The organism is Streptomyces sp. NPDC053426, assembly GCF_055585405.1.
On sequence record NZ_JBVJKE010000003.1, the window covers coordinates 274586 to 298216 of the forward strand.

Below are 23631 nucleotides of genomic sequence, written 5' to 3' on the forward strand. Positions count from 1 at the left end.
GTCGCAGTCGAAACCGTGGCTGAAGCCGCAGTCGAAACCGTGGCTGAAGCCGCAGTCGAGACCGTGGCTGAAGTCGTAGTCGAAACCGCGGCTGAGACCGCCTGCTTCCGGTCGCACGGCCGCATCGGCCGCGTCTACTTCCGGTTGTAGAGCCGCATCGTGACCGGCCCGAAGACCGCCACGAACAGTCCGGCCCAGCCCAGCGTCCAGGCGATCTCGTCGGCCGGCCAGTCGCCCGCCATCAGTCCGCGCACCGCGGACGCCAGGTGGGTGACGGGGCTGTTGTTGACGAACGCCTGGAGCCAGCCGGGCATGGTGCGCGGGTCGACGAAGACGTTGGACAGGAAGGTGAGCGGGAAGATCACCATCATGCTGACGCCCATCACCGACTTCTCGGTGCGCAGCATCAGCCCGAACATGGTCCAGATCCAGGAGAAGGCGAACGAGAACAGCACCAGCAGCGCGATTCCGGCGAGCACTCCCGGGACCCCGCCGTCGGCGCGGTAGCCGAGGATCATGCCGACGGTCAGCATCACGACGGACGCGATGGTGTAGCGCAGGGCGTCGCCGAGCAGATAGCCGACCATCGTCGACGGCCGCCAGATCGGCAGGCTGCGGAACCGGTCGAAGACGCCCTTCTCGATGTCCGTGTTGACCGAGACCCCGGTGTACATGGTGATCATCACGACCGACATCACCAGGATCCCCGGCAGCAGGAACTGGATGTACTCCTTCGGCGACCCGGCCAGCGCCCCGCCGAACAGGTACGTGTACATCAGCACCATCATGATCGGGAACGCCGTCACGTCGAAGAGCTGCTCCGGCACGTGCTTGATCTTCAGGATCGCCCGCCAGCCGAAGGTCAGCGAGGCCGACCAGGCGCTGGGCCGCGGCGGGCGCTCCTTGGCGACCAGCAGTTCGGCGAGGGAGTCGGTGCGCACCGGGGCGAGTTCGGCGCTCTCGGTGGTCGTCGTGGTGCTCATGCCGCCACCTCGTCCTTCGGGTCGTGGGAGTCGTCCTGACCGGACGCGTCGGACGCGTCGGACACGTGCGTGTCGTGGCCGGTGAGGGCCAGGAACACCTCGTCCAGGCTGGGCTGGCCGAGCGAGAAGTTGTCGACGGTGACGCCGGCGCGGGCCAGTTCGCTCAGTGCGCGGGCGGCCTGCTCGGCGGCCGTGTCGTGGCTCGCGGCCGCGGCGAGGCGGGCGGTCAGCGCCACCGGGTCGGGTTCGGCCTGCACCCGCGCGTCGAGGGCGCGGCGCAGCAGGTCGGCGGCGAGCGGCCGCTGCTCGGCGTCCCGCAGCCGCAGATGTACGGACCCGGCGCCGACGGACGCCTTCAGCTCGCCCTTGGTGCCCTCGGCGATCACCTTGCCGCGGTCGATGACGGCGATCCGGGACGCCAGCTGGTCGGCCTCGTCCAGGTACTGCGTGGTCAGCAGCACCGTCGTGCCCTGGGCGACGACCGCGCGCACGATGTCCCACACCTGGTTGCGGCTGCGCGGGTCCAGGCCGGTCGTCGGCTCGTCGAGGAACAGCAGGTCGGGGGTGTTGAGGATGGACGCGGCGATGTCGATACGGCGCCGCATGCCGCCGGAGTAGTGCTTGACCTGCTTCCCGGCCGCGTCCGTGAGCCCGAAGGCCTCCAGGAGCTGGGCGGCGCGGGTGCGGGCGGCGGGCTTGCGGTGGCCGAGGAGCCGGCCCAGCAGGACCAGGTTCTCGGTGCCGGTGAGGTCCTCGTCCACGGACGCGTACTGGCCGGTGAGGCTCACCCGGCCGCGCACCTCGTCGGCCTCGCGCACGATGTCGTGCCCGAAGACATGGGCCTCGCCGCCGTCGGGCCGCAGGAGGGTGGCGAGCATCTTCACGGTGGTGGTCTTGCCGGCGCCGTTCGGTCCGAGGACCCCGTACACCGTGCCGGCCGGCACGGCGAGATCGACCCCGTCGACGGCCCGCGTCTCGCCGAAGGTCTTGACCAGGCCCGCGGTCTCGATCGCCAGGCCGGACGTCTGCGTACTCATGCTTCGGGTCCTTCCGCGTGCTTGCGGCTACGCATGGACAGACCTTCACCGTCGCGCAAACTCATCGCTCCCGCACACGGATTTCCCGGAGCGGCCGGCCCGGTCTTCCCGAGCGGCCGATCCGGTCTTCCCGAGCGGCGGGCCCGGTCCCCCGAGCGGCCGGTCCGGCCCGCGTGCCCGCCCCGGGAGTACCGTCCCCCTCATGTATGCGATCACGATTCCCGAACCCGGTGGGCCCGAGGCGCTGGTGTGGGACGAGGTCCCCGACCCCGTGGCCGGCCCCGGCGAGGTCCTGGTCGAGGTGGTGGCCGGTGCCGTCAACCGGGCCGACATCCTCCAGCGGCAGGGCTTCTACAACCCCCCGCCCGGCGCCTCCCCCCACCCCGGTCTCGAATGCTCCGGACGGATCGCCGCGCTCGGCGACGGGGTGAGCGGATGGGCCGTCGGCGACGAGGTCTGCGCGCTGCTCGCCAGCGGCGGCTACGCGGAGAAGGTCGCCGTCCCGGCCGGACAGCTCCTGCCCGTCCCCGAGGGGCTCACCGTCGACCAGGCCGCGGCGCTCCCGGAGGTCGTCTGCACGGTCTGGTCGAACGTCTTCATGGTCGCCCACCTCCGCCCCGGCGAGACCCTCCTCGTGCACGGCGGCTCCAGCGGCATCGGCACGATGGCGATCCAGCTCGCGAAGGCCGTCGGCGCGAGGGTCGCCGTCACCGCCGGCACCACTCGGAAGCTGGAGCGCTGCGCCGAACTCGGCGCCGACATCCTGATCAACTACCGCGAGCAGGACTTCGTCGCCGAGCTGAAGCGGGCCACCGACGGCGCGGGCGCGGACGTGATCCTCGACAACATGGGCGCCAAGTACCTGGACCGCAACGTCCAGGCCCTCGCCGTCAACGGACGGCTCGCCATCATCGGCATGCAGGGCGGGGTGAAGGGTGAGCTGAACATCGGCGCCCTCCTCGGCAAGCGCGCCGCCATCAGCGCGACCTCGCTGCGCGCCCGGCCCCTGGAGGAGAAGGCGGCGATCGTGGCGGCCGTACGCGAACACGTCTGGCCGCTCGTCACCAGCGGCCGGGTCCGCCCCGTCATCGACCGCGAGATCCCGATGCCGGACGCGGCCACCGCCCACCGGGTCGTGGAGGACAGCGGCCACATCGGCAAGGTCCTGCTGGTCACACCGAACTGAGTCAGGACGGCTGCCAGGGCGGGGTCTGCCCCCACTTCCAGCGCGGCACGTCGGCCGCGTCCACCGGGGGCGGATTCCCGCCCGAGTACAGCACCGCCATGCGTGTGCCCCACTCGATGTAGTAGAGGAAGACGGCGCGGAACTCGGGGTCGGCCGGCAGGCCGACCTCGTCCGCCGAGTCCTGCAGGAGGTCCGTCCAGCGGCGGCGCTGCTGCTCGGTGATGCCGCGGCCCAGGTGCCGGGAGGCCATGTGCGGGTGGCCGCCGCGGTCGGCGGTGTACGCCGAGGGCCCGCCGAACACCTCGGCGAGCCACCGCGCGACGTGCCGGGGGTGCTCGTCGTCCATGCCGGCGAACACCGGCGCCAGGACCGGATCCTCGCGGACATGGCCGTAGAACACCTCGGTCAGGCGGTCGAGGGCCGTGTCGCCGCCCATCCACGCGTGGATCGTGGGAGTGCCGGGAGCGTCCGGCGCGTGCTTCGCGTCCGTCACGGGCCGCGCGTCGGCCTGCCCGCTCGGGTCGGCCCCGCCGCTGCCGACGACGTCGGTGGTGAGGTAGTGGCGCATCTCCTCGATCGCCGTGACGTACGGCCGTATCGCGGCGAAGAACGCGGGGAAGTGCTCCCCCTCGCGGAAGCCCTGGAGGTGGTCCTCGACGGACGTCCAGCGGATGCGCAGAACGTACCGGTCGGGCTCTTCCTGGCAGTGGGACAGTTCGTAGTCGATGCACTCGGGCGCCGTGGCCAGCGCCTCGGAGGCCTTGGCGTAAGCCTTCTCGAAGGCCTGCTGGTCGTCCGGTGCGATCCGGTAGCGGACGTACTCGACGGTCGTGACCATGCTGAGCGTCTCCCCCTGTCGTCGGGTCTGCGGGAGACACCCTGCCGGGTTCGTCGCGGCCTGTCAGGAGATTCCCGGCAGGGGGAGTCCGCCGGCTCAGGACGTGCCGCGCCCCTGGCGCATGCGCAGGGCGACGAAGGCGAGGCCGAAGCCGAGTCCGATGAGCATCAGGCCGCTGCCGAGCGGCAGGACGCGCAGTACGGGCTCGGTGGAGGAGGCGGCCGTGTCCGGCTCCGCCGCCCGCGAGGTCGCGGAGGGCACGGGGACCGCCACCTGGGACGCCGGTGTCCGCGGGACGGTGTCGCCCGCGTCCGGTGTCCGGGACACGGCCTCGTCGTCCCCCGGCCGCGGTGGCGGCTCGTCCGCCCCCTCGGCACGCCCCGGCTCGCGCGGTACGACGCCCGCGCCCCCGTCGTCCGGACCGTCCCGGTCGCCGTGCTCCCGCTCCCGTTCCCGTTTCTGCTCCCGCTCCCGCGACTCCCTCTCGGCCCCCTCGTGCCGCCCCGGCCGGTCCCGGCCCTCACCCGGCCGGCTCCCGGCCCGCGACGGCTCCCCGGAGGGCGACGACGAGGGCGAGGTGGACGAGGGCGGAGGGGACGGGGACGCGGAAGAGGGTGCGGCGCCGACCCCGTACGCCACCCCCGTGCCGAGGGGCGCGTACGGCACCACCGCCGCACCCGTGACCAGAACAACCGTCGCCCCCACTACACGCAGCCATGGAGCCACGACCGTGACCTCCCGCGCCGTCCGGTGCTCGGTCACACCGTCGGCAAGATGGGCCGGATGGACGCCACACAGCCTGGCACCACCGCACGATCCCGGCATTCCGGATACGTCCGTCGGGTGGACCCCCGCCGGAGAAACCCGCTGGGAACCCGCTTTCGGGGGCACCGCCGAAACGGCGCACGGCCGTGCGCGACAATGGCGGCATGGAGATGCCGAGGAACGAACGGTCGCCGGAGAATCCGCAGATCCTGGTCGTCGGCCAGGACGGTATGGCGCTCAGCGGCGGCACCGGAGACGAGGACTCCCGCGAGACCCCGGTGACGGAGCAGGTGGAGCAGCCGGCGAAGGTCATGCGGATCGGCAGCATGATCAAGCAGCTGCTGGAGGAGGTGCGCGCGGCTCCCCTGGACGAGGCCAGCCGGGTCCGCCTCAAGGAGATCCACGCCAGTTCGGTGAAGGAACTGGAGGACGGTCTGGCTCCGGAGCTGGTCGAGGAGCTGGAGCGGCTCTCCCTGCCCTTCACGGACGAGGGCACCCCGAGCGACGCCGAACTGCGGATCGCGCAGGCCCAGCTGGTGGGCTGGCTGGAGGGCCTGTTCCACGGGATCCAGACCACGCTCTTCGCCCAGCAGATGGCCGCGCGCGCCCAGCTCGAGCAGATGCGCCGCGCCCTCCCGCCCGGCGTCGGCGACGGCTCGGAGGAACCGCACCCGGGCGGCCGCTCGGGCGGCCCGTACCTGTAGACCGCGCTACGTCCCTGTCCGAACACCACGAAGGGGCCCGGCATCCGATGCCGGGCCCCTTCGCCGTGTCGTGTACGGCCGTGTCGTGTACGGCCGGGGCTCAGGACGGGGGGTTGCCCGTCGAGACCTTGAACGTGATCTGCGGCATGTTCTCGGGGTCGACGTCCGTGCCCGCCGGCGGGTACTGCTCCCGGACGGAGCCCTCGCCGTAGGTGTTCTCGTCCACCTCGAGGATCTTGAAGCTGCCCCAGCCGGCGGCCTGGAGGCACTCCTTCACCGACCCGATGTACTTGAACTTGAAGTTCGGCATCCGGACCATGTCGGGGTCGTTGTACGACTCGTCCGGGTCCTCGCACTCTTCCTTGTCGATCGTCTTCTTCGTGTCCGGCCCGCGGTAGCCCTCCGCCTTGGTCGCCGACGCCGAGGCCGAGGCACCGCCGCCTCCGCCGGCCTGCGGGTCCTCGTCACCGCCGTTCATCATCAGCGCCGCGATCAGCCCGCCGACGGCGACGAGGGAGACGACGACCGACCCGATGATCACCGGCTTGTTCCGGCCGCCGCCGCCCGAGCCGCCCGTCGAGCCGGACGTCTGGGGCGTGATGTTGTACGGCGGCGGGGTCCCCGGCCCCGGCTGGGGCTGGGACGCGTACGGCGACGGGGCGGGCGTCTGGTAGCCGCCCTGCTGCGGGTAGCCGTACGCGGGTGACGGCGCGGACGGCGCCGGGGTGCCGTACGGCTGCGGCGCCGGCGTCGGCTGGTACGGCGTCTGCACGTTGCCCGTGGGTGCCTGCGGCGCCTGGCCGACCGGCGGGAACACCGCGGAGCCGACGCCCGCGCCGCTCTGCGCCTGCGCGCCCGGCACGATGCTCGGCGGGGCCGGGTGGAAGGACTGCGCCACCCGCAGGCACTCCCCGCGCATGGACTCCGCGCTGGGGAAGCGCTCGTTCGGATTCTTCTTCAGCGCGCGGGCGATCAGCGCGTCCACGGCCGGCGGCAGCGAACGGTTGATCGAGGACGCGACCGGCGGCTCCTCCTGCACGTGTGCGTACGCGATGGCCAGCGGCGAGTCCGCCTCGAACGGCAGCCGTCCGGTGACGAGCTGGAACAGCATGATGCCGACCGAGTACAGGTCGGAGCGGGCGTCCACGCCCCGGCCGAGCGCCTGCTCCGGGGAGAGGTACTGCGGGGTGCCGACGACCATGCCGGTCTGCGTCATCGACGTCACACCGGACTGCATGGCGCGGGCGATGCCGAAGTCCATGACCTTGACCACGCCGCGCTTGGTCATCATCACGTTGCCCGGCTTGATGTCGCGGTGGACCAGCCCCATCTCGTGGCTGATCTCCAGGGCCGCCAGCACGTCCGCGGTGATCTTCAGCGCCTTGTCGGCGGGCATCGCGCCCTGCTGCCGTACGTCCTCGTCGAGCACGGAGCCGAGCGGGCGGCCCTCGACGTACTCCATGACGATGTACGGCGTCGTCATGCCGTCCACGTCGTCCTCGCCGGTGTCGAAGACCGAGACGATGTTGGTGTGCGTGAGCTTCGCCACGGACTGGGCCTCGCGGCGGAAGCGCTCACGGAAGGCCTGCTCCCGGCCGAGTTCCGTGTGCAACGTCTTGATCGCGACCTGGCGGTCGAGCACGCTGTCGTAGGCGAGGTGGACCGAGGCCATGCCACCCTGGCCGAGCAGGTCCCGCAGTTGGTAACGTCCGCCGGCGAGCGCCCGCCCCGCGTTGTGGCCCTGTGCGCCGTCCTGGCTCATGTTCCGCGTCCCCCGTAGCCTCTCCGGCGCCGCCGTCCCGGTGGCCGCTCCGTCGTAGATCCCATGCTCTATTCCCGGCCAAGTCTGCCCCAGGCCACTGACACGTCAAGCGCGGTGCCCGTTCCGTGACCGTACGCGAAGGAAGCGTCGCGGAAGCGTTACAGCGGTCGTACTACCGGTACACGGAATTTGCACGACAGTACGGAGTGCGGGTTTCATGACCGGTCCGTCTCGTGCCGGTCCCGGGGGCCCGTCCCGGACCGGGGGCACACGCCGAGGCTGTAGCGTGGCCGACGAAGACCGTAACAACACCGCGCGCACCGCGGGCAGAAACGACGGCGAGGACTGATGGCACAGCAGCAGCGCGCTCAGGGCCCGTCCGACCCCGAGGCGACTGGCGGCGGCATCTCGGACGCGCCGGACAACTGGGGCAACGGCGGGCTCGTCGGCGACGGCCGGTACCGGCTGACCCGCAGGCTCGGCCGGGGCGGCATGGCCGAGGTGTTCGCCGCCGAGGACGTACGTCTCGGCCGCACCGTCGCCGTCAAGCTGCTGCGCGCCGACCTCGCCGAGGACCCCGTCTCCAAGGCGCGCTTCACGCGCGAGGCGCAGTCGGTGGCCGGTCTCAACCACCATGCCATCGTCGCCGTCTACGACTCCGGCGAGGACATCGTCGGCGGCCAGTCGGTCCCGTACATCGTGATGGAGATCGTCGAGGGCCGCACCATCCGCGACCTGCTGATGAACGCCGAGGCCCCGGGCCCCGAGCAGGCGCTGATCATCGTCTCCGGTGTCCTGGAGGCGCTCGCCTACTCGCACCAGCACGGCATCGTGCACCGCGACATCAAGCCGGCCAACGTCATCATCACCCACAACGGTGCCGTGAAGGTGATGGACTTCGGCATCGCCCGCGCGCTGCACGGCGCGTCCACGACGATGACCCAGACCGGCATGGTCATGGGCACCCCGCAGTACCTCTCCCCGGAGCAGGCGCTCGGCAAGGCCGTCGACTACCGGTCCGACCTGTACGCCACCGGCTGCCTGCTCTACGAACTGCTGGCGCTGCGGCCCCCCTTCACGGGTGAGACGCCGCTGTCGGTGGTCTACCAGCACGTCCAGGACATCCCCACGCCCCCGTCGGAGGCCTCGGACGCCTGCCCGCCGGAGCTGGACGGGCTGGTCATGCGCTCCCTCGCCAAGGAGCCCGACGACCGTTTCCAGACGGCCGAGGAGATGCGCGGGCTGATCCAGTACGCGCTGCAGATGCTCTACGAGCAGGGCGGTCACACCGGCACCTGGAACACCGGCCCGGTGGAGATGCACGAGGGCCCGCGCACCCCGGCGGCCGGCTTCGCGGGCACGACCGCGATGCCGCACCCGGACGTCTCCGGCACGGCGGCGATCCCGCAGCCGATCCTGCCCGCCGGGTACGGCGGTGGGTACGGCAGTGACGACGGCGGCTTCGAGGGCCACGGCAACAAGGGCAGCGGCCGCGGCAAGCTGTGGGTCCTCGCGGTGCTCGCGGTGATCGCCGTCGCGGCGGGCGTCGCGCTGGCGCTGAACAACGGCGGCGGGGGCGGGGGCGGGGGCAAGACCGACACGTCGCCGTCCGTGACGCAGAGCACCGGGGACGAGAAGGCCAGCGAGAGCCCGAGCGACGAGGCGACCGAGGAGACGACCGACCCCGGCACGGAGACCGAGACCGACCCGGGTACGGGATCCGGCGGGAACTGGGAGCAGCCGTACACGCCGTCCACGGAGCCGACGTACACGGAGACGGAGACGGAGAGCGAGGCGCCGAGCGCCCCGCCGACGTCCACGCAGCCGTCCCCGTCGGGCGGCACCGGGGACGGCGGCACGGAGAACGGTGGCACCGGGGACGGCGGCACCGAGAACGGCGGCACCGGGGACGGCGGCACCGAGAACGGCGGCACGGACGCGGGCGGCGAGAACGCCGGCACGGGCATCAGCGAGGGTGTGACCGGCTGACCCCGGCCGGCTCCGGCCGCACCCCGGCTCACCCCGCGCGGCGTACCACTTCCGGTCGCGAAACTCGACCCTTCCCGAGCCCGGGGTGGCCGGGATAACGTGCCGTTGCTCCGGCCTCCTGCGAGGCTGTGACCAGCGCGCCTTCAGGGCCTTCCCCGATTTACTTGGAAATCCAAGCAAAATCGCAGGTCAGAGGGGTTTCACAGAGATGTGGAGCACTGGGTAACGTGCCTCTTGCAGGGCGCTCGCCGGGGCACCTGTCACGCCTGTTCCCGGCCGAGTGGCACCCACCCCGTGCCCGGTGGTCGAGAACAGGTGAGCCGCACTGGCCTACCGGCAACCCCGGGGGCCGGACCGACGGAGGAGCACACGTGACCGTGGAGAGCACTGCCGCGCGCACACCGCGACGCAGCGCCGGAACGAAGGCCGGCACCACCGGCACCAAGCGCACCACCAGCACCACCAAGAAGGCGACCAGCGCCAAGAAGGCCACCGGCGCCGGGAAGAGCGCCGAGCCCGCCCTCGTCCAGCTTCTGACGCCCGAGGGCAAGCGCGTCAAGAACGCCGAGTACGACCGGTACGTCGCCGACATCACCGCCGACGACCTGCGCGGCCTCTACCGCGACATGGTGCTCACCCGCCGCTTCGACGCCGAGGCCACCTCCCTGCAGCGCCAGGGCGAGCTGGGCCTGTGGGCCTCGCTGCTCGGGCAGGAGGCGGCGCAGATCGGCTCCGGCCGGGCGCTGCGCGACGACGACTACGTCTTCCCCACCTACCGTGAGCACGGCGTCGCGTGGTGCCGCGGGGTGGACCCGACCAATCTGCTCGGCATGTTCCGCGGCGTGAACAACGGCGGCTGGGATCCGAACGGCAACAACTTCCACCTGTACACGATCGTCATCGGCTCGCAGGCCCTGCACGCCACGGGCTACGCGATGGGCGTCACCAAGGACGGCGCGGACAGCGCGGTCATCGCCTACTTCGGCGACGGCGCGTCCAGCCAGGGCGACGTGGCCGAGGCCTTCACCTTCTCCGCGGTCTACAACGCCCCCGTGGTGTTTTTCTGCCAGAACAACCAGTGGGCGATCTCCGAGCCGACCGAGAAGCAGTCCCGCGTGCCGCTGTACCAGCGCGCGCAGGGCTTCGGCTTCCCGGGCGTCCGCGTGGACGGCAACGACGTGCTGGCGAACCTGGCCGTCACCAAGTGGGCCCTGGAGCGGGCCCGCGCGGGTGAGGGCCCGACGCTGGTCGAGGCGTTCACGTACCGCATGGGCGCGCACACCACCTCCGACGACCCGACCCGCTACCGCGGCGACGAGGAGCGCCTGGCCTGGGAGGCCAAGGACCCGATCCTGCGTCTTCGCCGCTACCTCGAAGCCTCAAACCACGCGGACGAGGGATTCTTCGCGGAACTGGAGACCGAGAGCGAGGCGTTGGGCAAACGAGTGCGCGAAGCGGTCCGTGCCATGCCGGACCCGGACCACTTCGCCATCTTCGAGAACGTGTACGCGGACGGACACGCGCTCGTGGACGAGGAGCGTGCGCAGTTCGCGGCGTACCAGGCGTCGTTCGCGGACGTGGACGGGGGTAAGTGACATGACGGACAAGATGGCCCTGGCCAAGGCGATCAACGAGTCGCTGCGGCACGCCCTGGACGCGGACCCGAAGGTCGTCGTCATGGGCGAGGACGTCGGCAAGCTCGGCGGCGTGTTCCGGGTGACGGACGGCCTGCAGAAGGACTTCGGCGAGAGCCGCGTCATCGACACCCCGCTCGCCGAGTCGGGCATCGTCGGTACGGCGATCGGCCTGGCCCTGCGCGGCTACCGCCCGGTGGTGGAGATCCAGTTCGACGGCTTCGTCTTCCCGGCGTACGACCAGATCGTCACGCAGCTCGCGAAGATGCACGCCCGCTCGCTGGGCAAGGTCAAGCTCCCCGTCGTCGTGCGCATCCCCTACGGCGGCGGCATCGGCGCCGTGGAGCACCACTCGGAGTCCCCCGAGTCGCTGTTCGCGCACGTGGCCGGCCTGAAGATCGTGTCGCCGTCGAACGCGTCGGACGCGTACTGGATGATGCAGCAGGCCGTCCAGAGCGACGACCCGGTGATCTTCTTCGAGCCCAAGCGGCGCTACTGGGACAAGGGCGAGGTCGACACCGAGGCGATCCCCGGCCCGCTGCACACCGCGCGTGTGGTGCGCGAGGGCACGGACCTGACGCTCGCGGCGTACGGCCCGATGGTGAAGCTCTGCCGGGAGGTCGCGGACGCGGCGGCCGAGGAGGGCCGCTCCCTGGAGGTGCTGGACCTGCGCTCGGTCTCCCCGATCGACTTCGACTCGATCCAGGCGTCGGTGGAGAAGACCCGCCGCCTGGTCGTCGTCCACGAGGCGCCGGTGTTCTTCGGTTCCGGCGCGGAGATCGCCGCGCGGATCACGGAGCGCTGCTTCTACCACCTGGAGGCCCCGGTGCTGCGGGTGGGCGGCTACCACGCCCCGTACCCGCCGGCCCGCCTGGAGGAGTCCTACCTCCCGGACCTGGACCGGGTGCTGGACGCCGTCGACCGCTCGCTGGCGTACTGAGGAGAGGGTCGTGACGACGATGACGAACGCGTCCGTACGCGAGTTCAAGATGCCGGACGTGGGCGAGGGCCTCACCGAGGCCGAGATCCTCAAGTGGTACGTCCAGCCCGGTGACACGGTCACCGACGGCCAGGTGGTCTGCGAGGTCGAGACGGCGAAGGCGGCCGTCGAACTGCCCATCCCCTACGACGGCGTGGTCCGCGAGCTGCACTTCCCCGAGGGCACCACGGTGGACGTGGGCACGTCCATCATCGCGGTGGACGTCGCGGGCGGCGCGGCCCCGGCTCCTCAGGAGGAGGCACCCGCCCCCGCCGAGGAGCCCGCGGAGCCCGAGGAGCAGCAGCCGGCGGCCCGCCAGCCGGTCCTGGTCGGTTACGGCGTGGCGACGTCCTCGACGCGCCGCCGCCCCCGCAAGACGCCGGCCCCGGACACCGCGGCCCAGCCGGAGCTGAACGGCCACGGTGCCCCCGCCGTCTCCCAGGAGCGCCCGCTGGCGAAGCCCCCGGTGCGCAAGCTGGCGAAGGACCTGGGCGTCGACCTGGCGACGGTCACCCCGACCGGCCCGGACGGCATCATCACCCGCGAGGACGTCCACGCGGCGGTGGCGCCCCCGGCTCCGCAGGAGACCGCCCCGGCCGCCGCCGCACCGGTCGCCGCCCCCGCCGCCCCGGTGTCGTACGACACCGCCCGCGAGACCCGCATCCCGGTCAAGGGGGTCCGCAAGGCCACGGCGGCGGCGATGGTCGGCTCGGCGTTCACCGCGCCGCACGTCACGGAGTTCGTGACGGTGGACGTGACGCGGACGATGAAGCTGGTCGAGGAGCTCAAGCAGGACAAGGAGTTCACGGGCCTGCGCGTGAACCCCCTCCTGCTGATCGCCAAGGCCCTGCTGGTCGCCATCAAGCGCAATCCGGAGATCAACGCCTCCTGGGACGAGGCGGCCCAGGAGATCGTGGTCAAGCACTACGTCAACCTGGGCATCGCGGCGGCCACCCCGCGCGGCCTGATCGTCCCGAACATCAAGGACGCCCACGCCAAGACACTGCCGCAACTGGCCGAGTCCCTGGGCGAACTGGTCTCGACGGCCCGCGAGGGCAAGACCTCCCCGTCCGCCATGCAGGCGGGCACGGTGACGATCACCAACGTCGGCGTCTTCGGCGTCGACACGGGCACGCCGATCCTCAACCCCGGCGAGTCCGCGATCCTCGCGGTCGGAGCGATCAAGCCCCAGCCGTGGGTCCACAAGGGCAAGGTCAAGCCCCGTCAGGTCACCACCCTGGCCCTCTCCTTCGACCACCGCCTGGTCGACGGCGAACTGGGCTCCAAGGTCCTGGCCGACGTGGCGGCGGTCCTGGAACAGCCGAAGCGGCTGATCACCTGGGCATGACGGTCACGAACCACTAGGTTCGGAGACGGGAGGGGCGCCGCAAGTTCGGATTGCGACGCCCCTCCCGCTGTGCCGGTCCGCTCAGACCTGATGGAGCACGTACACCGGAGCCCCGCCCTCGGCCCCGCCCCGCGAGCGGATGCAGGCGTGCTTGCGCAGCAGCCGGAGGCAGTCGTTGACGCGCCGCACGGAAAGCCCCGTACGGGCGGCGATCGACTCCAACGGCTCGCGCAGCTCACCCTGGTCGACGAGCACCGGGGCGATGACCACGGCCACCGCCCACACGTCCTCGGTCACGGACAGCCGCTGCCGCCAGTCGGCCAGCACCGACTCGGTGGTGGGCCGCGCGGTGAGGAGGGCGGTGGGCGCCCGACGTTCGAGGACGAGGACGAGGGTGTCGAACCGGTCCGCGATGCGTTCCAGCGCCCGGACCATGGCCTGTTGCACGGCGAGGGTGGCCTGCTGGGTGACCAGCAGCTCCCTCTGCAGGGTCACCATCTCCTTCTGCAAAGCGATCGATTCGCGCTGCCCGTCGGCCAGCTTCTCGTCCGGCTGAAGGTTGTGCGCCTCCAGCCGGACGATGGCCTCGGCGACCTGCTCCGGCATGGCGTAGGCGATGGGAGCGCCGGGCTCGGAGGACTGCACCTCGGCCTCGTCGAGAGAGTAGGAACCCTCCCGCTGAACGGTCTCGATCACTCGGAAAGGCGCCCACCTGGAGCGGTGGGCGCCTTTCGTTCTCCGACCTGTCAGATCTTGCCGAAGCCGTAGCCCAGGAGCTTCTTCGCGTCCTTCTCGCGCTGGGTGGCGGAGGAGGAGGCGAGGACCGTGCCGATGACCGTCTTGCCGTTGCGGGTCGCGGCGAAGACCAGGCAGTACTTGGCCTCCGGGCCCGAGCCGGTCTTCACGCCGATCGTGCCGCTGTAGCTGCTGAGCAGTGTGTTGGTGTTGGTCCACGGCGCCATCGTGCGGGTGCTGCCCGTCTTGGTCTTCGTCTTCGCCGTGTACTTCTTCGTCTTCACGATCGAGCGGAACGTGGAGTTCTTCATCGCGCTGCTCGCGATCTTCGTCAGATCGCGCGGCGTCGAGTAGTTCTTGCCGTTCCCGATGCCGTCGAAGGAGTCGAAGTGGGTGTTCTTCAGGCCCATCTTCTTCGCCTCGGCGTTCATCTTGCCGATGAACGACTTCACGCGGGCCGAACGCGTCGTGCCCGAGCCGAACTTGTCCGCCAGCGCGTACGCCGCGTCGCAGCCGGACGGCAGCATCAGCCCGTACAGGAGCTGGCGCACGGTGACCTTGTCACCGACGATCAGCCGCGCCGACGAGGCGTTGTTCTTCACGATGTAGTCGCTGTACGCCATCTGGATCGTGACCTTGGCGTCCAGGTTCAGGTTCTTCTGCGCCAGCACCACCTTCGCGGTCATGATCTTCGTCGTCGAGCCGGTCGAACGGCGTGTGTCCGCCGCCTTCGTGTACAGCGACTTGCCGTTCGCGTTGTTCATCACATAGCCGCCCTTGGCGACGACGGACGGCGCTGCGGCGGCCTGCGCGGGCGCAGCGTAGAGGGCTCCGGAGGCGAGCACGGCGCCGGTGGTCATGGCGACGCCGACGGCTCTGCGGATACGGATGCCCTGAATGCCGATCTTCAAGTCGAATACCCCGATTACCTGGAATGGCCGTACCCTGCGGCCAAGTTGAGGTGCGGCCCATGAGGGGGCCGCGTCTGTCTGACTCGTGACGTGTGCGGATGGTTGTGCGTGGATCGGGGGTCACTTCCGACTTCTCCGATTCCGTGTCGGAGCCCGCACCGGAGCCCGTATCGGAGTCCGCATCGTGGATGGATTCTTCCATGCGTGCGTGTTGTATCTATCCTGTCCGCATGACCAGCATGGCCCCCTTGAAGCAACCCCCCGCCGCCGACCGCGTCTACACTCACGTCAAGCAGGGCGTCCTGGACCGCCGCTACGAGGGCGGGACGCTGCTCACCGAAGGCGAGCTGGCCGAGGCCGTGGGGGTCTCGCGGACCCCCGTGCGCGAGGCGCTGCTGCGGCTGCAGGTCGAAGGGCTGCTCAAGCTCTACCCGAAGAAGGGCGCCCTCGTCCTGCCCGTCTCCGCGCAGGAGATCGCCGACGTCGTCGAGACCCGGCTGCTCGTCGAGGAGCACGCCGCCAGGAAGGCCGTACCCGCGCCGCCCGGCCTCATCGAGCGGCTGGAGGAGCTGCTCGCCCGGCAGAAGGAGCAGGCCGCGGCCGGTGACTTCGCCGGGGCCTCCGTCACCGACCGGTGTTTCCACGCCGAGATCGTCCGCAGCGGCGGCAACGAGATCCTCTCCCGCCTCTACGACCAGCTCCGCGACCGCCAGCTCCGGATGGGCGTCGCCGTGATGCACTCCCACCCCGACCGGATCGCCAAGACCCTCGCCGAGCACGGGGAGATCCTTCAGGCGCTGCGCTCCGGCGACGCGGAGGCGGCCGTCGGGGTCGTCCACCGGCACGTCGGCTGGTTCTCCCACCTGGCCAGGGGTGAGGTGCGATGAGCAGTGGCACGCTGCCCGGGGCCCCTCCCCCGGAGGGGGCACCCCCGGGCGGACGGCGCGCCCTCGCCGTGTGGGGGACCGGCGTCTCGGTCTACTTCGTCGCCGTCATCTTCCGTACGTCGCTGGGTGTGGCCGGCCTCGACGCCGCCGACCGCTTCGATGTCAACGCCTCCGCCCTGTCCACCTTCTCCATCCTCCAGCTGCTGGTCTACGCGGGCATGCAGATACCCGTCGGGCTGCTGGTCGACCGGCTCGGCACCAAGAAGGTGCTGGGCATCGGCGTGGTGCTGTTCACGGCCGGTCAGCTCGGCTTCGCGTTCTCACCGTCGTACGGCATGGCGCTCGCCTCGCGGGCACTGCTCGGCTGTGGTGACGCGATGACGTTCATCAGCGTGCTGCGGCTGGGCACCCGGTGGTTCCCGGCCCGGCGCGGGCCGCTGATCGCGCAGATGGCGGGGCTGGTCGGAATGGCGGGCAACCTCGTCTCCACGCTGGTCCTCGCGCGGCTGCTGCACGGCATCGGCTGGACGGCGGCGTTCGCGGGGAGCGCGGTGGCCGGTCTCGTGGTGTTCGTACTGCTCCTGTTCTTCCTCAAGGACCATCCCGAGGGGTACGAACCGGAGCCGGTGCCGCACCAGGGGGCTGCTTACGTACGCCGTCAGATCGCCGCTTCCTGGCGGGAGCCGGGGACGCGGCTGGGGCTGTGGGTGCACTTCACGACCCAGTTCCCGGCGATGGTGTTCCTGCTGCTGTGGGGGATGCCGTTCCTGGTGGAGGCGCAGGGGCTGTCGCGGGCGGTCGCCGGTGAGCTGCTGACTCTCGTCGTGCTGTCCAACATGGTCTTCGGGCTCGTCTACGGCCAGGTCATCGCCCGGCAGCACGGGGCGCGGCTGCCGCTGGCGCTGGGGACGGTGGGGGCGACGGCGGTGCTGTGGGCCGCGACCCTGGTCTATCCGGCGGATACGGCGCCGATGTGGCTGCTGGTGGTGTTGTGCGTGGTGCTGGGGGCTTGCGGGCCGGCGTCGATGATCGGGTTCGACTTCGCCCGGCCGGCGAATCCGGCCGAGCGGCAGGGGACGGCGTCGGGGATCACGAACATGGGAGGGTTCGTGGCTTCCATGACGACGTTGTTCGCGGTCGGGGTGCTGCTGGACGCGACGGGGGGCGACTATGCCGTCGCCTTCTCGTTCGTGTTTGTGCTGCAGGTTCTGGGGGTCACCCAGATTCTGCGGTTGCGGAGGCGGGCGGCTCGGGCGGAGCGGGAGCGGTTGGTTGCGAGCCGGGTTTCCTCTGTACATGTGCCTGTGTGACGGCGCCCGGTGTTGCCGCCGGGCGGGGGTGGGTCGCGAGGTCGGCGCTTGCCGGGTGCCTCCCCCACTCTCGGCTTCTCCCCCACTCTCGGCTTCTCCCCCACTCTCGGCTTCGCTCGAGCGGGAGGGACCCCCATGAGCGGGAGGGACCCCCATGAGCGGGAGGGACCCCCATGAGCGGGAGGGACCCCCGCCCCCACCCGCGCCGCCCTGCGGCACGACTGCCCGCGACCGTCACGGGGTGACCGCGAAGTACCTCAGGATCGCCGCCGCCAGGTCCAGGTCGCCCTCCGTCTTCACCCTGTCCGCCACCGCTTCCGCCGTCACCCGGCCGCAGGCCAGGCGGACGTAGGTTTCCCAGTCGAGGGTGAGGGTGGCGGCCGGGCCGAGGGCCGGGGCCGTTTCCAGGGTGCCCCGGCCCTGGATGTCGACGCGGATGGTGCGCAGGAACTCCACGGGACCGTGGACGTCGAGGACCACGGCCGAGCTGCGCGGCGCCTGCGCCAGCTCGGCCACCACGCGCGGCAGCTCGGCGAGCAGCACGTCACGGGCGATGTGCGCGCCGGGGGAGTCGAGGTTGCCGGGGCGGCCGAGGGCCGTGCGCAGGTCCTGCTCGTGCGCCCACACGGCGAAGGCGTGCCGGCGCATGGACTCCTCCAGCGTCAGCTCCGTGCCGAGTGGGCCGCGCACCGTGGTGCCGGGCTCACGGTTCTCGTTCCGCAACTGGCGGTTGCGGCGGATGATCATGAGTTCCAGCTCGGAGGTCATCTCCGGCGACGTGTGGTGGCGGCGCACGTCGACCTGCATCTCCATGTACCGCTGGTGGTCGTTGGTGACGTGGAACAGGTCGCGCGGCAGCGTGTGGATGGGGCGGGGGTCGCCGTACATCTCGGAGTCCAGGCCGATGACGTGCGAGACGACATCGCGGACCGACCAGCCCGGGCACGGCGTCCGCCGGTTCCAGTCGGCCTCCGGGAGCGGCTGCACCAGCTCGGATATCGCCTCGATGGAGTGGGTCCAGGCGTCGGCGTAGGGCTGGAGGGTGGGATGCAGGCTCACGGAACGGGACCCCTCGGCGGTCGGTACACGGGCAGGTTGTGGCGGCGGTGCCAGTGGGCGGTGGCTGCACTTCGTGGGTGTCTCGGGTCGCTAAGTTACGCTGCTGTGAGGCACCCCGGCAGTGCTTTCGTGTGACGATCGTAGGCCCGTGTGCGCGGGCCGAATGCCAGGACGGTGGTAGTGTGCGCGCTTCCTTGCTCCAAGTCGCCGTGAACGAGGACGAATCGGTCGAATCGCGTCGGCTGCGGGTCGCCGGGATGGTACGGGATCAGGCCGGGGCCGATCTCGTCGTGCTGCCGGAGCTGTGGACCACGGGCGCGTTCGCGTACGAGGCGTTCGGCAGTGAGGCGGAACCGCTCGAAGGGCCGACCTTCGAGGCGATGGCCAAGGCCGCGAGCGACGCGGGCGTGTGGCTGCACGCGGGCTCGATCCCCGAGCGTGCCCCTGACGGCACCCTCTACAACACCTCGCTCGTCTTCTCCCCCTCCGGTGAGCCGGCCGCCGCCTACCGCAAGATCCACCGCTTCGGCTTCGACAAGGGCGAGGCCGTGCTGATGGGGGCGGGCGACGCACTGGTGACGGTCCGTCTGCCGCACACCGTCGTCGGTGTGGCGACCTGCTACGACCTCCGTTTCCCCGAACTCTTCCGCGGTCTCGTCGACGCCGGCGCCGAGACCCTCGTCGTCCCGGCGGGCTGGCCGGAGCGCCGCCGGTCCCACTGGACGCTGCTGGCTCAGGCGCGGGCGGTGGAGAACCAGTCGTTCGTCCTCGCGTGTGGAACGGCCGGGACGCACGCCGGAGTTCCGCAGGCGGGTCACTCGATCGTGGTGGATCCGTGGGGCGAGGTCCTGGCCGAGGCGGGCCCCGACGAGCAGGTCCTCACGGTCGACTTCGATCCCACCACGGTGGCGGGCACCCGCGAACGCTTCCCGGCCCTCAAGGACCGCGTCCTGGGCCTGGACCGCCCCAGTCGCTGACCGGCCCCGGTTCTCCCGCCACTGACCAGGCCCCTGCCCTCCCGCCACTGACCGGGGCCTAGTCCTCCCGCTCCTTCTCCGCGAGGTGGATCACGCACACCGCCACCGCGATCAGCAGCGCCGGGTCCGCGTCCTCGCGTACGACGTCGACGGCGTAGGTGTCCCGTACGGTCAGCAGACGCCGGGAGATCACGGCGAGCAGTTCGCCGTCGTACTCGACGGCGAACTCCCGGTCGAGGATCCGGCCGCTGACGTCCAGCTCGGTGCCGCCGTCCGCCAGGGCCACCCGGTAGTGGTTGCGCAGCAGCGACAGCCGCTTGCGCCGGACCGTCGCCAGCGGCTCCCCGCCGCGTTCGATCACCATCGTGTCGCGCAGGGCGAACATCTTCTGGCGGATGTCGATGAGGACGCGCCCCTCGGTGTCCTTCAGCTCGAAGGTGTCCCGCAGCCGCATCGCCTTGCCGTCGACGAGGAAGACCTTGTTCCCGTGGTCGTCCTCGATCCAGTAGTCGTCCCCGATCCCGAGGATCCGGTCCCGCACAAGGAATCTCATGGATCCAGGGCTTCCCCGCCCCGCGTTCCGAAACGCCGCCGGTAGGCCGACGGGCTGAGTCCCGTCTCGTGCCGCAGCCGCGCCCGCAGGTTCGCCGCCGTCCCCAGGCCGCTGCGCGCGGCCACGACGTCCAGCCGTGCCTCGCCCCGCTCGATGAGCCGGCACGCCAGCGCGACCCGCTCCCCGGTCAGCCAGGCGAGCGGCGTCGCACCGAGCTGCGCGCGGAAACGCCGGTGCAGGGTCGCCGGACTCACCGACGCCCGCGCCGCCAGGTCCGCCACCGTCAGCGGTTCGTCCAGCCGTGCCTGCGCCCACGCCAGCAACGGTCCCAGTGACTCGTCCGGCACGGGCGGAACCGGCCGTTCCACGAACTGGCGCTGCCCGCCGTCCCGGTGCGCGGCGAACACCAGGCGCCGGGAGACCGCGTTGGCGGCCTCGGCACCGTGGTCCCGGCGCCAGAGGTGCAGCCCCAGGTCCAGGGCGGCCGAGCTGCCCGCGGCGGTGAGGACGTCCCCGTCGTCCACGAAGAGCACGTCCGGCTCCAGCAGCACGTTCGGGTGCAGTTCCCGGAAGCTGTCCACCCACATCCAGTGCGTCGTGGCGCGGCGCCCTTCCAGCAGGCCCGCCTCGGCGAGCGCGAAGGTGCCGGTGCAGAAGCTGACGATACGGGCGCCCCGCGCGTACGTCCTCCGGATCGCGTCGAGGACGGCCGCGCCGCGCGGTACGACGTTGTCCGGCCGCCCGGGTACGACGAGGGTGTCGGCGTCGTCCACGGCGTCCAGCCCGGCCGCCCCGGTCATGGTGAAGAACCCGTGGTTCATGGGTACTTCCGGCGTGGGCGTGCACAGCGTCACCCGGTACGGCGCGCACGGCATGCCCAGCTCGGGCCGGGGCAGCCCGAACAGCTCGGTGGCCACGCCGACCTCGAACGGATTGGTGCCCTCGTCGACGATCACGGCGACGCGGTGGGTGCGCACGGGCTGAGAGGATCCTTGCGGCATGCGCGATTTCTAGCACTGTCGCCGTGCCGGCGCACCGCCGACGATGAGCACATGGCACAGGAACCCCTCTCCCTCGACCGGGCCCTCGCCTCCTTCACGGAGCAGTGGAGCCCCCGCATCGTCACCGCCGTCAACGACTACGACGTACGCGTCGCCAAGGTGGAGGGCGAACACGTCTGGCACGTGCACGACCACACCGACGAGTTCTTCCTCGTCCTCGACGGCGAACTGCACATCTCCCTGCGCGAGCCGTCCGGCGAGCGCACGGTCGTCCTCCCGAAGGGCTCCGTCTTCACGGTCCCCCGCGGCACCGAGCACAAGCCCCACGCCCCCGCCCCCACCGCGATCCTCCTCTTCGAGCCCACCGGCACCCTCACCACCGGCGACCGCCACGACGACGTTCCGGCCCACGTGGACACGACGACGGGGCATCCGCTCGGCTGACCGGCGGTGCGGGTGTCAGCCGCCGACCTGGTGTTCCACGCGGTGGCGGAGGTACGCGTCCGGATGGGACCGGGCGATCCTCACCGCCGCGTCCACCAGGTCGTGCAGCTCCGGCGGATGGGCCGACTTCCACAGGGGCAGTCCGGGAAGGAGACAACGCCGGACGTCCAGGTGCTCGTTGTCCACGAACTCGCGCAGCGCGGCCTCCCACCCCGTCGACGCGCCCGCGTCCGCGCCCCGAGCCGACCGGCAGGGGCGGCCGGGCCTCGCCACCGGCGAGGCCCGGCTTCTCCCGGTCCTCGTGGACATGGACGGGGCCCGGCGGGAGCTCATGCCCCCGCTTCCTCCAAGACCTCCTCGTCCTCCGACGCCGGTCTCTTCCCGGACGGCGCTCCGGCGCAGGTTCTCCACGTCCGTCCGCAGGCCGATGAGGAGCAACCGGTCGAGGTCGGCGGCCATGTCCGGCCCGGGTGTCAGGAGGCCGACTGGGTCCGCGCTTCGGTGTGGTCGTCGATGAGCCGGGGCAGCGAGATGAGCCCGAGCCTGTCGAGTTCCTTCGAGATCTCCTCGCAGAGCTCGACGCTCGGCCGCTGCCGCTCCGGCGCCGCGTACTTCTCGACGAAGCGCATCGAGAGCCGCTTGATGCCGTGGTCCGCCTCTACGACGTGCGCGACAACGGTGAAGTCCATGACTCAGTACATTCCTGAGTTGCTTGCCGGGATGGGTGGGTGTCTCCTTGAAATCCTTCCCGGGGCGGACGGCCCGGGGCGCGGGCCCTGGTGGCCCTACACCCCGTACCCGTCGCTGTACCCGTCACGGGTGTGCGGGCGGGTGGTGTCGTCGACGACCGGGGTGGTGGGGGGTACCACGACCCGCCGACGCCGGGCGATGCTGCTGAACGTCGCGACGCCGATCAGGCCGACGATCATGAAGATGACGCCGACCAGGTCAAGGTTGACACCCTGCATGTCCCAGTCGGTCGCGAACGTGAGGATTGCTCCCACGGCGATGAGGATGATGCATCCGCCGAGGCCCATGAGTGTCGCCTCCCTGTCCGGTGTTTCCGGTCCGGACCGGGTACCCGGGCGGGCGGCACCCATGCGCCGTCGGCGGACGGACAGTTGACTAGCCGTCGAGGAACGCCACCAGCGCGTTCGCCAGCAGGTACGGGTCCTTCGCGCCGCACAGTTCGCGGGCGCTGTGCATCGACAGGATGGCCACGCCGATGTCGACGGTCCTGATGCCGTGCCGGGCGGCGGTGATCGGGCCGATGGTGGTGCCGCACGGCATCGCGTTGTTGGAGACGAAGGACTGGAACGGGACGTCCGCCTTCTCGCAGGCCGCCGCGAAGACCGACCGGCCGGAACCGTCCGTGGCGTAGCGGTTGTTGACGTTGACCTTGAGGATGGGGCCGCCGTCGACGCGCGGGTGGTGCGTCGGGTCGTGCCGCTCCGCGTAGTTGGGGTGGACGGCGTGACCGGTGTCGGAGGAGAGGCAGACGGTGCCGGCGAAGGCGCGGGCCCGGTCCTCGTACGATCCTCCGCGCGCGAACACCGAACGCTCCAGGACGCCGCCGAGCAGCGGGCCGTCCGCGCCGGTGTCGGACTGGGAGCCGTTCTCCTCGTGGTCGAAGGCGGCGAGCACGGGGATGCAGGGGAGGTCGGAGCCCCGGCCGGCCACGGCGGTGAGCGCGGCCGTGCCGGCGTGCACGGAGAGCAGGTTGTCCATGCGCGGGCCGGCCACCAGCTCGCGGTCGCGGCCCAGGTAGGCGGGTGCCTCGACGGAGTGCACCATCAGGTCCCAGCCGGTGACCTCGCCGGACGGGAGCCCGGCGGCCTCCTCCAGGAAGGCGATCAGGTCGCCGTCGCGCACGTCGTCGCCCATGCCCCACACCGGCTGCATGTGCCGCTGCTTGTCGAGCTTGAGGCCGTCGGCGTTGACCGAGCGGTCGAGGTGGATGGCGAGCTGGGGGACCCGCAGCAGGGGACGGTCGACGTTGACCAGCCGGGTGGAGCCGTCGCGCAGGGAGAGCCGGCCGGCCAGGCCCAGGTCGCGGTCGAGCCAGGAGTTGAGCAGCGGCCCGCCGTAGATCTCCACGGCGACCTGGCGCCAGCCGTGCGCCCCGCTGTCGGGCCGGGGCTTGACGCGCAGGTTGGGGGAGTCGGTGTGGGCGCCGACGATCCGGAACGGGGTGTGCGCGGGGGCACCCTCGGGGACGTACCAGGCGATGATCGCGCCGCCGCGCAGCACGTACTTGCCACCTGCCGACCCGTCCCAGGCGTCCGTCTCCGCGACCTGCCTGAAGCCCGCCTTCTCCAGCCGCTCGGCGGCGTTCGCCACGGCGTGGTACGGCGTGGGGCTCGCCGCCAGGAAGGACATCAGGTCGTCGGTGTGGCTGCGGTCGAAGCGGGGGGGTTCGCTCATGGGGTTCACCTTAACGAGCGGGAGGGCCCGCTTCCCTGTGCGGGAGCGGGCCCTCGGGCGGGGTCCGGCTGGATCTCGTGGGGTCTGTCCGGGGAGGTCCCGGGA

Annotated in this window: 23 protein-coding genes and 1 pseudogene; 10 read left to right on the forward strand and 14 right to left on the reverse strand. The window is 71.3% G+C overall.

The genetic code is table 11. The features are described from left to right. Positions 1 to 134 precede the first annotated feature (134 nt). On the reverse strand, positions 135 to 983 hold the full coding sequence (locus ACZ62B_RS08195) for an ABC transporter permease (protein ID WP_344563118.1): 849 nt from the start codon (positions 981 to 983) through the stop codon (positions 135 to 137). Then, positions 980 to 2020 (reverse strand): ATP-binding cassette domain-containing protein, encoded by a 1041-nt coding sequence (locus tag ACZ62B_RS08200; RefSeq protein WP_469689455.1) that lies wholly within the window; start codon positions 2018 to 2020, stop codon positions 980 to 982. The genes ACZ62B_RS08195 and ACZ62B_RS08200 overlap by 4 nt, the downstream gene beginning before the upstream one ends. Before the next feature lie 202 nt (positions 2021 to 2222). Here ACZ62B_RS08200 and ACZ62B_RS08205 point away from each other — a divergent pair, with 202 nt between their 5' ends. Then, on the forward strand, positions 2223 to 3206 hold the full coding sequence (locus ACZ62B_RS08205; protein ID WP_469689457.1) for an NAD(P)H-quinone oxidoreductase: 984 nt from the start codon (positions 2223 to 2225) through the stop codon (positions 3204 to 3206). A 1-nt stretch (position 3207) separates the two neighbouring features. Here the strand turns inward: ACZ62B_RS08205 and ACZ62B_RS08210 are convergent, their stop codons facing one another. Then, a complete protein-coding gene (locus tag ACZ62B_RS08210) occupies positions 3208 to 4044 on the reverse strand; it encodes a globin domain-containing protein (protein ID WP_468883562.1) in 837 nt (278 codons plus the stop codon). Between the two features lie 96 nt (positions 4045 to 4140). Next, on the reverse strand, positions 4141 to 4806 hold the full coding sequence (locus tag ACZ62B_RS08215; protein WP_469689459.1) for a hypothetical protein: 666 nt from the start codon (positions 4804 to 4806) through the stop codon (positions 4141 to 4143). Between the two features lie 167 nt (positions 4807 to 4973). Here ACZ62B_RS08215 and ACZ62B_RS08220 point away from each other — a divergent pair, with 167 nt between their 5' ends. Beyond that, entirely contained in the window at positions 4974 to 5513 is a 540-nt protein-coding gene (locus ACZ62B_RS08220) for a bacterial proteasome activator family protein (RefSeq protein ID WP_344563110.1), read from the forward strand. Between the two features lie 100 nt (positions 5514 to 5613). Here ACZ62B_RS08220 and ACZ62B_RS08225 read toward each other — a convergent pair whose 3' ends face one another. Further along, entirely contained in the window at positions 5614 to 7275 is a 1662-nt protein-coding gene (locus tag ACZ62B_RS08225) for a protein kinase domain-containing protein (protein WP_344563108.1), read from the reverse strand. A gap of 348 nt (positions 7276 to 7623) precedes the next feature. Here ACZ62B_RS08225 and ACZ62B_RS08230 point away from each other — a divergent pair, with 348 nt between their 5' ends. The 4 genes from ACZ62B_RS08230 (at position 7624) to ACZ62B_RS08245 (ending at position 13225) form a co-directional block, all read left to right on the forward strand. Further along, positions 7624 to 9264: a protein kinase domain-containing protein gene (locus ACZ62B_RS08230; RefSeq protein ID WP_468883560.1), complete on the forward strand. Its 1641-nt coding sequence runs from the start codon at positions 7624 to 7626 to the stop codon at positions 9262 to 9264. A gap of 371 nt (positions 9265 to 9635) precedes the next feature. Next, the gene (gene pdhA, locus ACZ62B_RS08235; protein WP_468720946.1) at positions 9636 to 10859 is read left to right on the forward strand and encodes a pyruvate dehydrogenase (acetyl-transferring) E1 component subunit alpha; all 1224 of its coding nucleotides are present in this window, start codon (positions 9636 to 9638) and stop codon (positions 10857 to 10859) included. 1 nt (position 10860) lies between these two features. Next, on the forward strand, positions 10861 to 11838 hold the full coding sequence (locus tag ACZ62B_RS08240; protein ID WP_344563102.1) for an alpha-ketoacid dehydrogenase subunit beta: 978 nt from the start codon (positions 10861 to 10863) through the stop codon (positions 11836 to 11838). 10 nt (positions 11839 to 11848) lie between these two features. Then, a complete protein-coding gene (locus ACZ62B_RS08245) occupies positions 11849 to 13225 on the forward strand; it encodes a dihydrolipoamide acetyltransferase family protein (protein WP_469689463.1) in 1377 nt (458 codons plus the stop codon). Between the two features lie 81 nt (positions 13226 to 13306). Here the strand turns inward: ACZ62B_RS08245 and ACZ62B_RS08250 are convergent. Together ACZ62B_RS08250 and ACZ62B_RS08255 are read right to left on the reverse strand one after the other, a co-directional pair. After that, positions 13307 to 13921, reverse strand: a pseudogene (locus ACZ62B_RS08250) (DNA-binding protein); the annotation flags it as partial. A 50-nt stretch (positions 13922 to 13971) separates the two neighbouring features. Next, positions 13972 to 14871: a D-alanyl-D-alanine carboxypeptidase family protein gene (locus tag ACZ62B_RS08255; RefSeq protein WP_344563098.1), complete on the reverse strand. Its 900-nt coding sequence runs from the start codon at positions 14869 to 14871 to the stop codon at positions 13972 to 13974. Positions 14872 to 15101: 230 nt separating this feature from the next. On the opposite strand from ACZ62B_RS08255, the gene ACZ62B_RS08260 reads away from it, so the two are divergent. Beyond that, positions 15102 to 15758 carry a GntR family transcriptional regulator gene (locus tag ACZ62B_RS08260; RefSeq protein ID WP_344563096.1) on the forward strand — a complete coding sequence of 219 codons (657 nt, stop codon included), beginning with the start codon at positions 15102 to 15104 and terminating at the stop codon, positions 15756 to 15758. After that, positions 15755 to 17068, forward strand: a complete 1314-nt coding sequence (locus ACZ62B_RS08265; RefSeq protein WP_468720942.1) for an MFS transporter — start codon at positions 15755 to 15757, stop codon at positions 17066 to 17068. Before ACZ62B_RS08260 ends, ACZ62B_RS08265 begins: the two co-directional genes overlap by 4 nt. Positions 17069 to 17302: 234 nt before the next feature. Here the strand turns inward: ACZ62B_RS08265 and ACZ62B_RS08270 are convergent, their stop codons facing one another. After that, positions 17303 to 18127 carry a maleylpyruvate isomerase family mycothiol-dependent enzyme gene (locus tag ACZ62B_RS08270; protein WP_344563092.1) on the reverse strand — a complete coding sequence of 275 codons (825 nt, stop codon included), beginning with the start codon at positions 18125 to 18127 and terminating at the stop codon, positions 17303 to 17305. Between the two features lie 182 nt (positions 18128 to 18309). On the opposite strand from ACZ62B_RS08270, the gene ACZ62B_RS08275 reads away from it, so the two are divergent. After that, entirely contained in the window at positions 18310 to 19104 is a 795-nt protein-coding gene (locus ACZ62B_RS08275) for a carbon-nitrogen family hydrolase (protein ID WP_344563090.1), read from the forward strand. A 58-nt stretch (positions 19105 to 19162) separates the two neighbouring features. On the opposite strand, the gene ACZ62B_RS08280 is transcribed toward ACZ62B_RS08275, so the two are convergent. Together ACZ62B_RS08280 and ACZ62B_RS08285 are read right to left on the reverse strand one after the other, a co-directional pair. Next, positions 19163 to 19657: an LURP-one-related/scramblase family protein gene (locus ACZ62B_RS08280; RefSeq protein WP_344563088.1), complete on the reverse strand. Its 495-nt coding sequence runs from the start codon at positions 19655 to 19657 to the stop codon at positions 19163 to 19165. Then, positions 19654 to 20658 (reverse strand): GlxA family transcriptional regulator, encoded by a 1005-nt coding sequence (locus ACZ62B_RS08285; protein WP_469689466.1) that lies wholly within the window; start codon positions 20656 to 20658, stop codon positions 19654 to 19656. The genes ACZ62B_RS08280 and ACZ62B_RS08285 overlap by 4 nt, the downstream gene beginning before the upstream one ends. A gap of 51 nt (positions 20659 to 20709) precedes the next feature. On the opposite strand from ACZ62B_RS08285, the gene ACZ62B_RS08290 reads away from it, so the two are divergent. Continuing rightward, positions 20710 to 21102: a cupin domain-containing protein gene (locus ACZ62B_RS08290; RefSeq protein ID WP_468887456.1), complete on the forward strand. Its 393-nt coding sequence runs from the start codon at positions 20710 to 20712 to the stop codon at positions 21100 to 21102. 15 nt (positions 21103 to 21117) lie between these two features. Here the strand turns inward: ACZ62B_RS08290 and ACZ62B_RS08295 are convergent, their stop codons facing one another. The 4 genes from ACZ62B_RS08295 to ACZ62B_RS08310 form a co-directional block, all read right to left on the reverse strand. Beyond that, complete coding sequence (locus tag ACZ62B_RS08295) at positions 21118 to 21435, reverse strand: hypothetical protein (RefSeq protein WP_468887459.1); 318 nt, start codon at positions 21433 to 21435, stop codon at positions 21118 to 21120. Between the two features lie 140 nt (positions 21436 to 21575). Then, positions 21576 to 21791, reverse strand: a complete 216-nt coding sequence (locus tag ACZ62B_RS08300) for a hypothetical protein (protein WP_468887461.1) — start codon at positions 21789 to 21791, stop codon at positions 21576 to 21578. Positions 21792 to 21887: 96 nt separating this feature from the next. Then, entirely contained in the window at positions 21888 to 22139 is a 252-nt protein-coding gene (locus ACZ62B_RS08305; protein WP_344563086.1) for a DUF6458 family protein, read from the reverse strand. Between the two features lie 88 nt (positions 22140 to 22227). Then, positions 22228 to 23526, reverse strand: a complete 1299-nt coding sequence (locus tag ACZ62B_RS08310) for a M18 family aminopeptidase (RefSeq protein ID WP_468887464.1) — start codon at positions 23524 to 23526, stop codon at positions 22228 to 22230. Between the last annotated feature and the right edge of the window lie 105 nt (positions 23527 to 23631).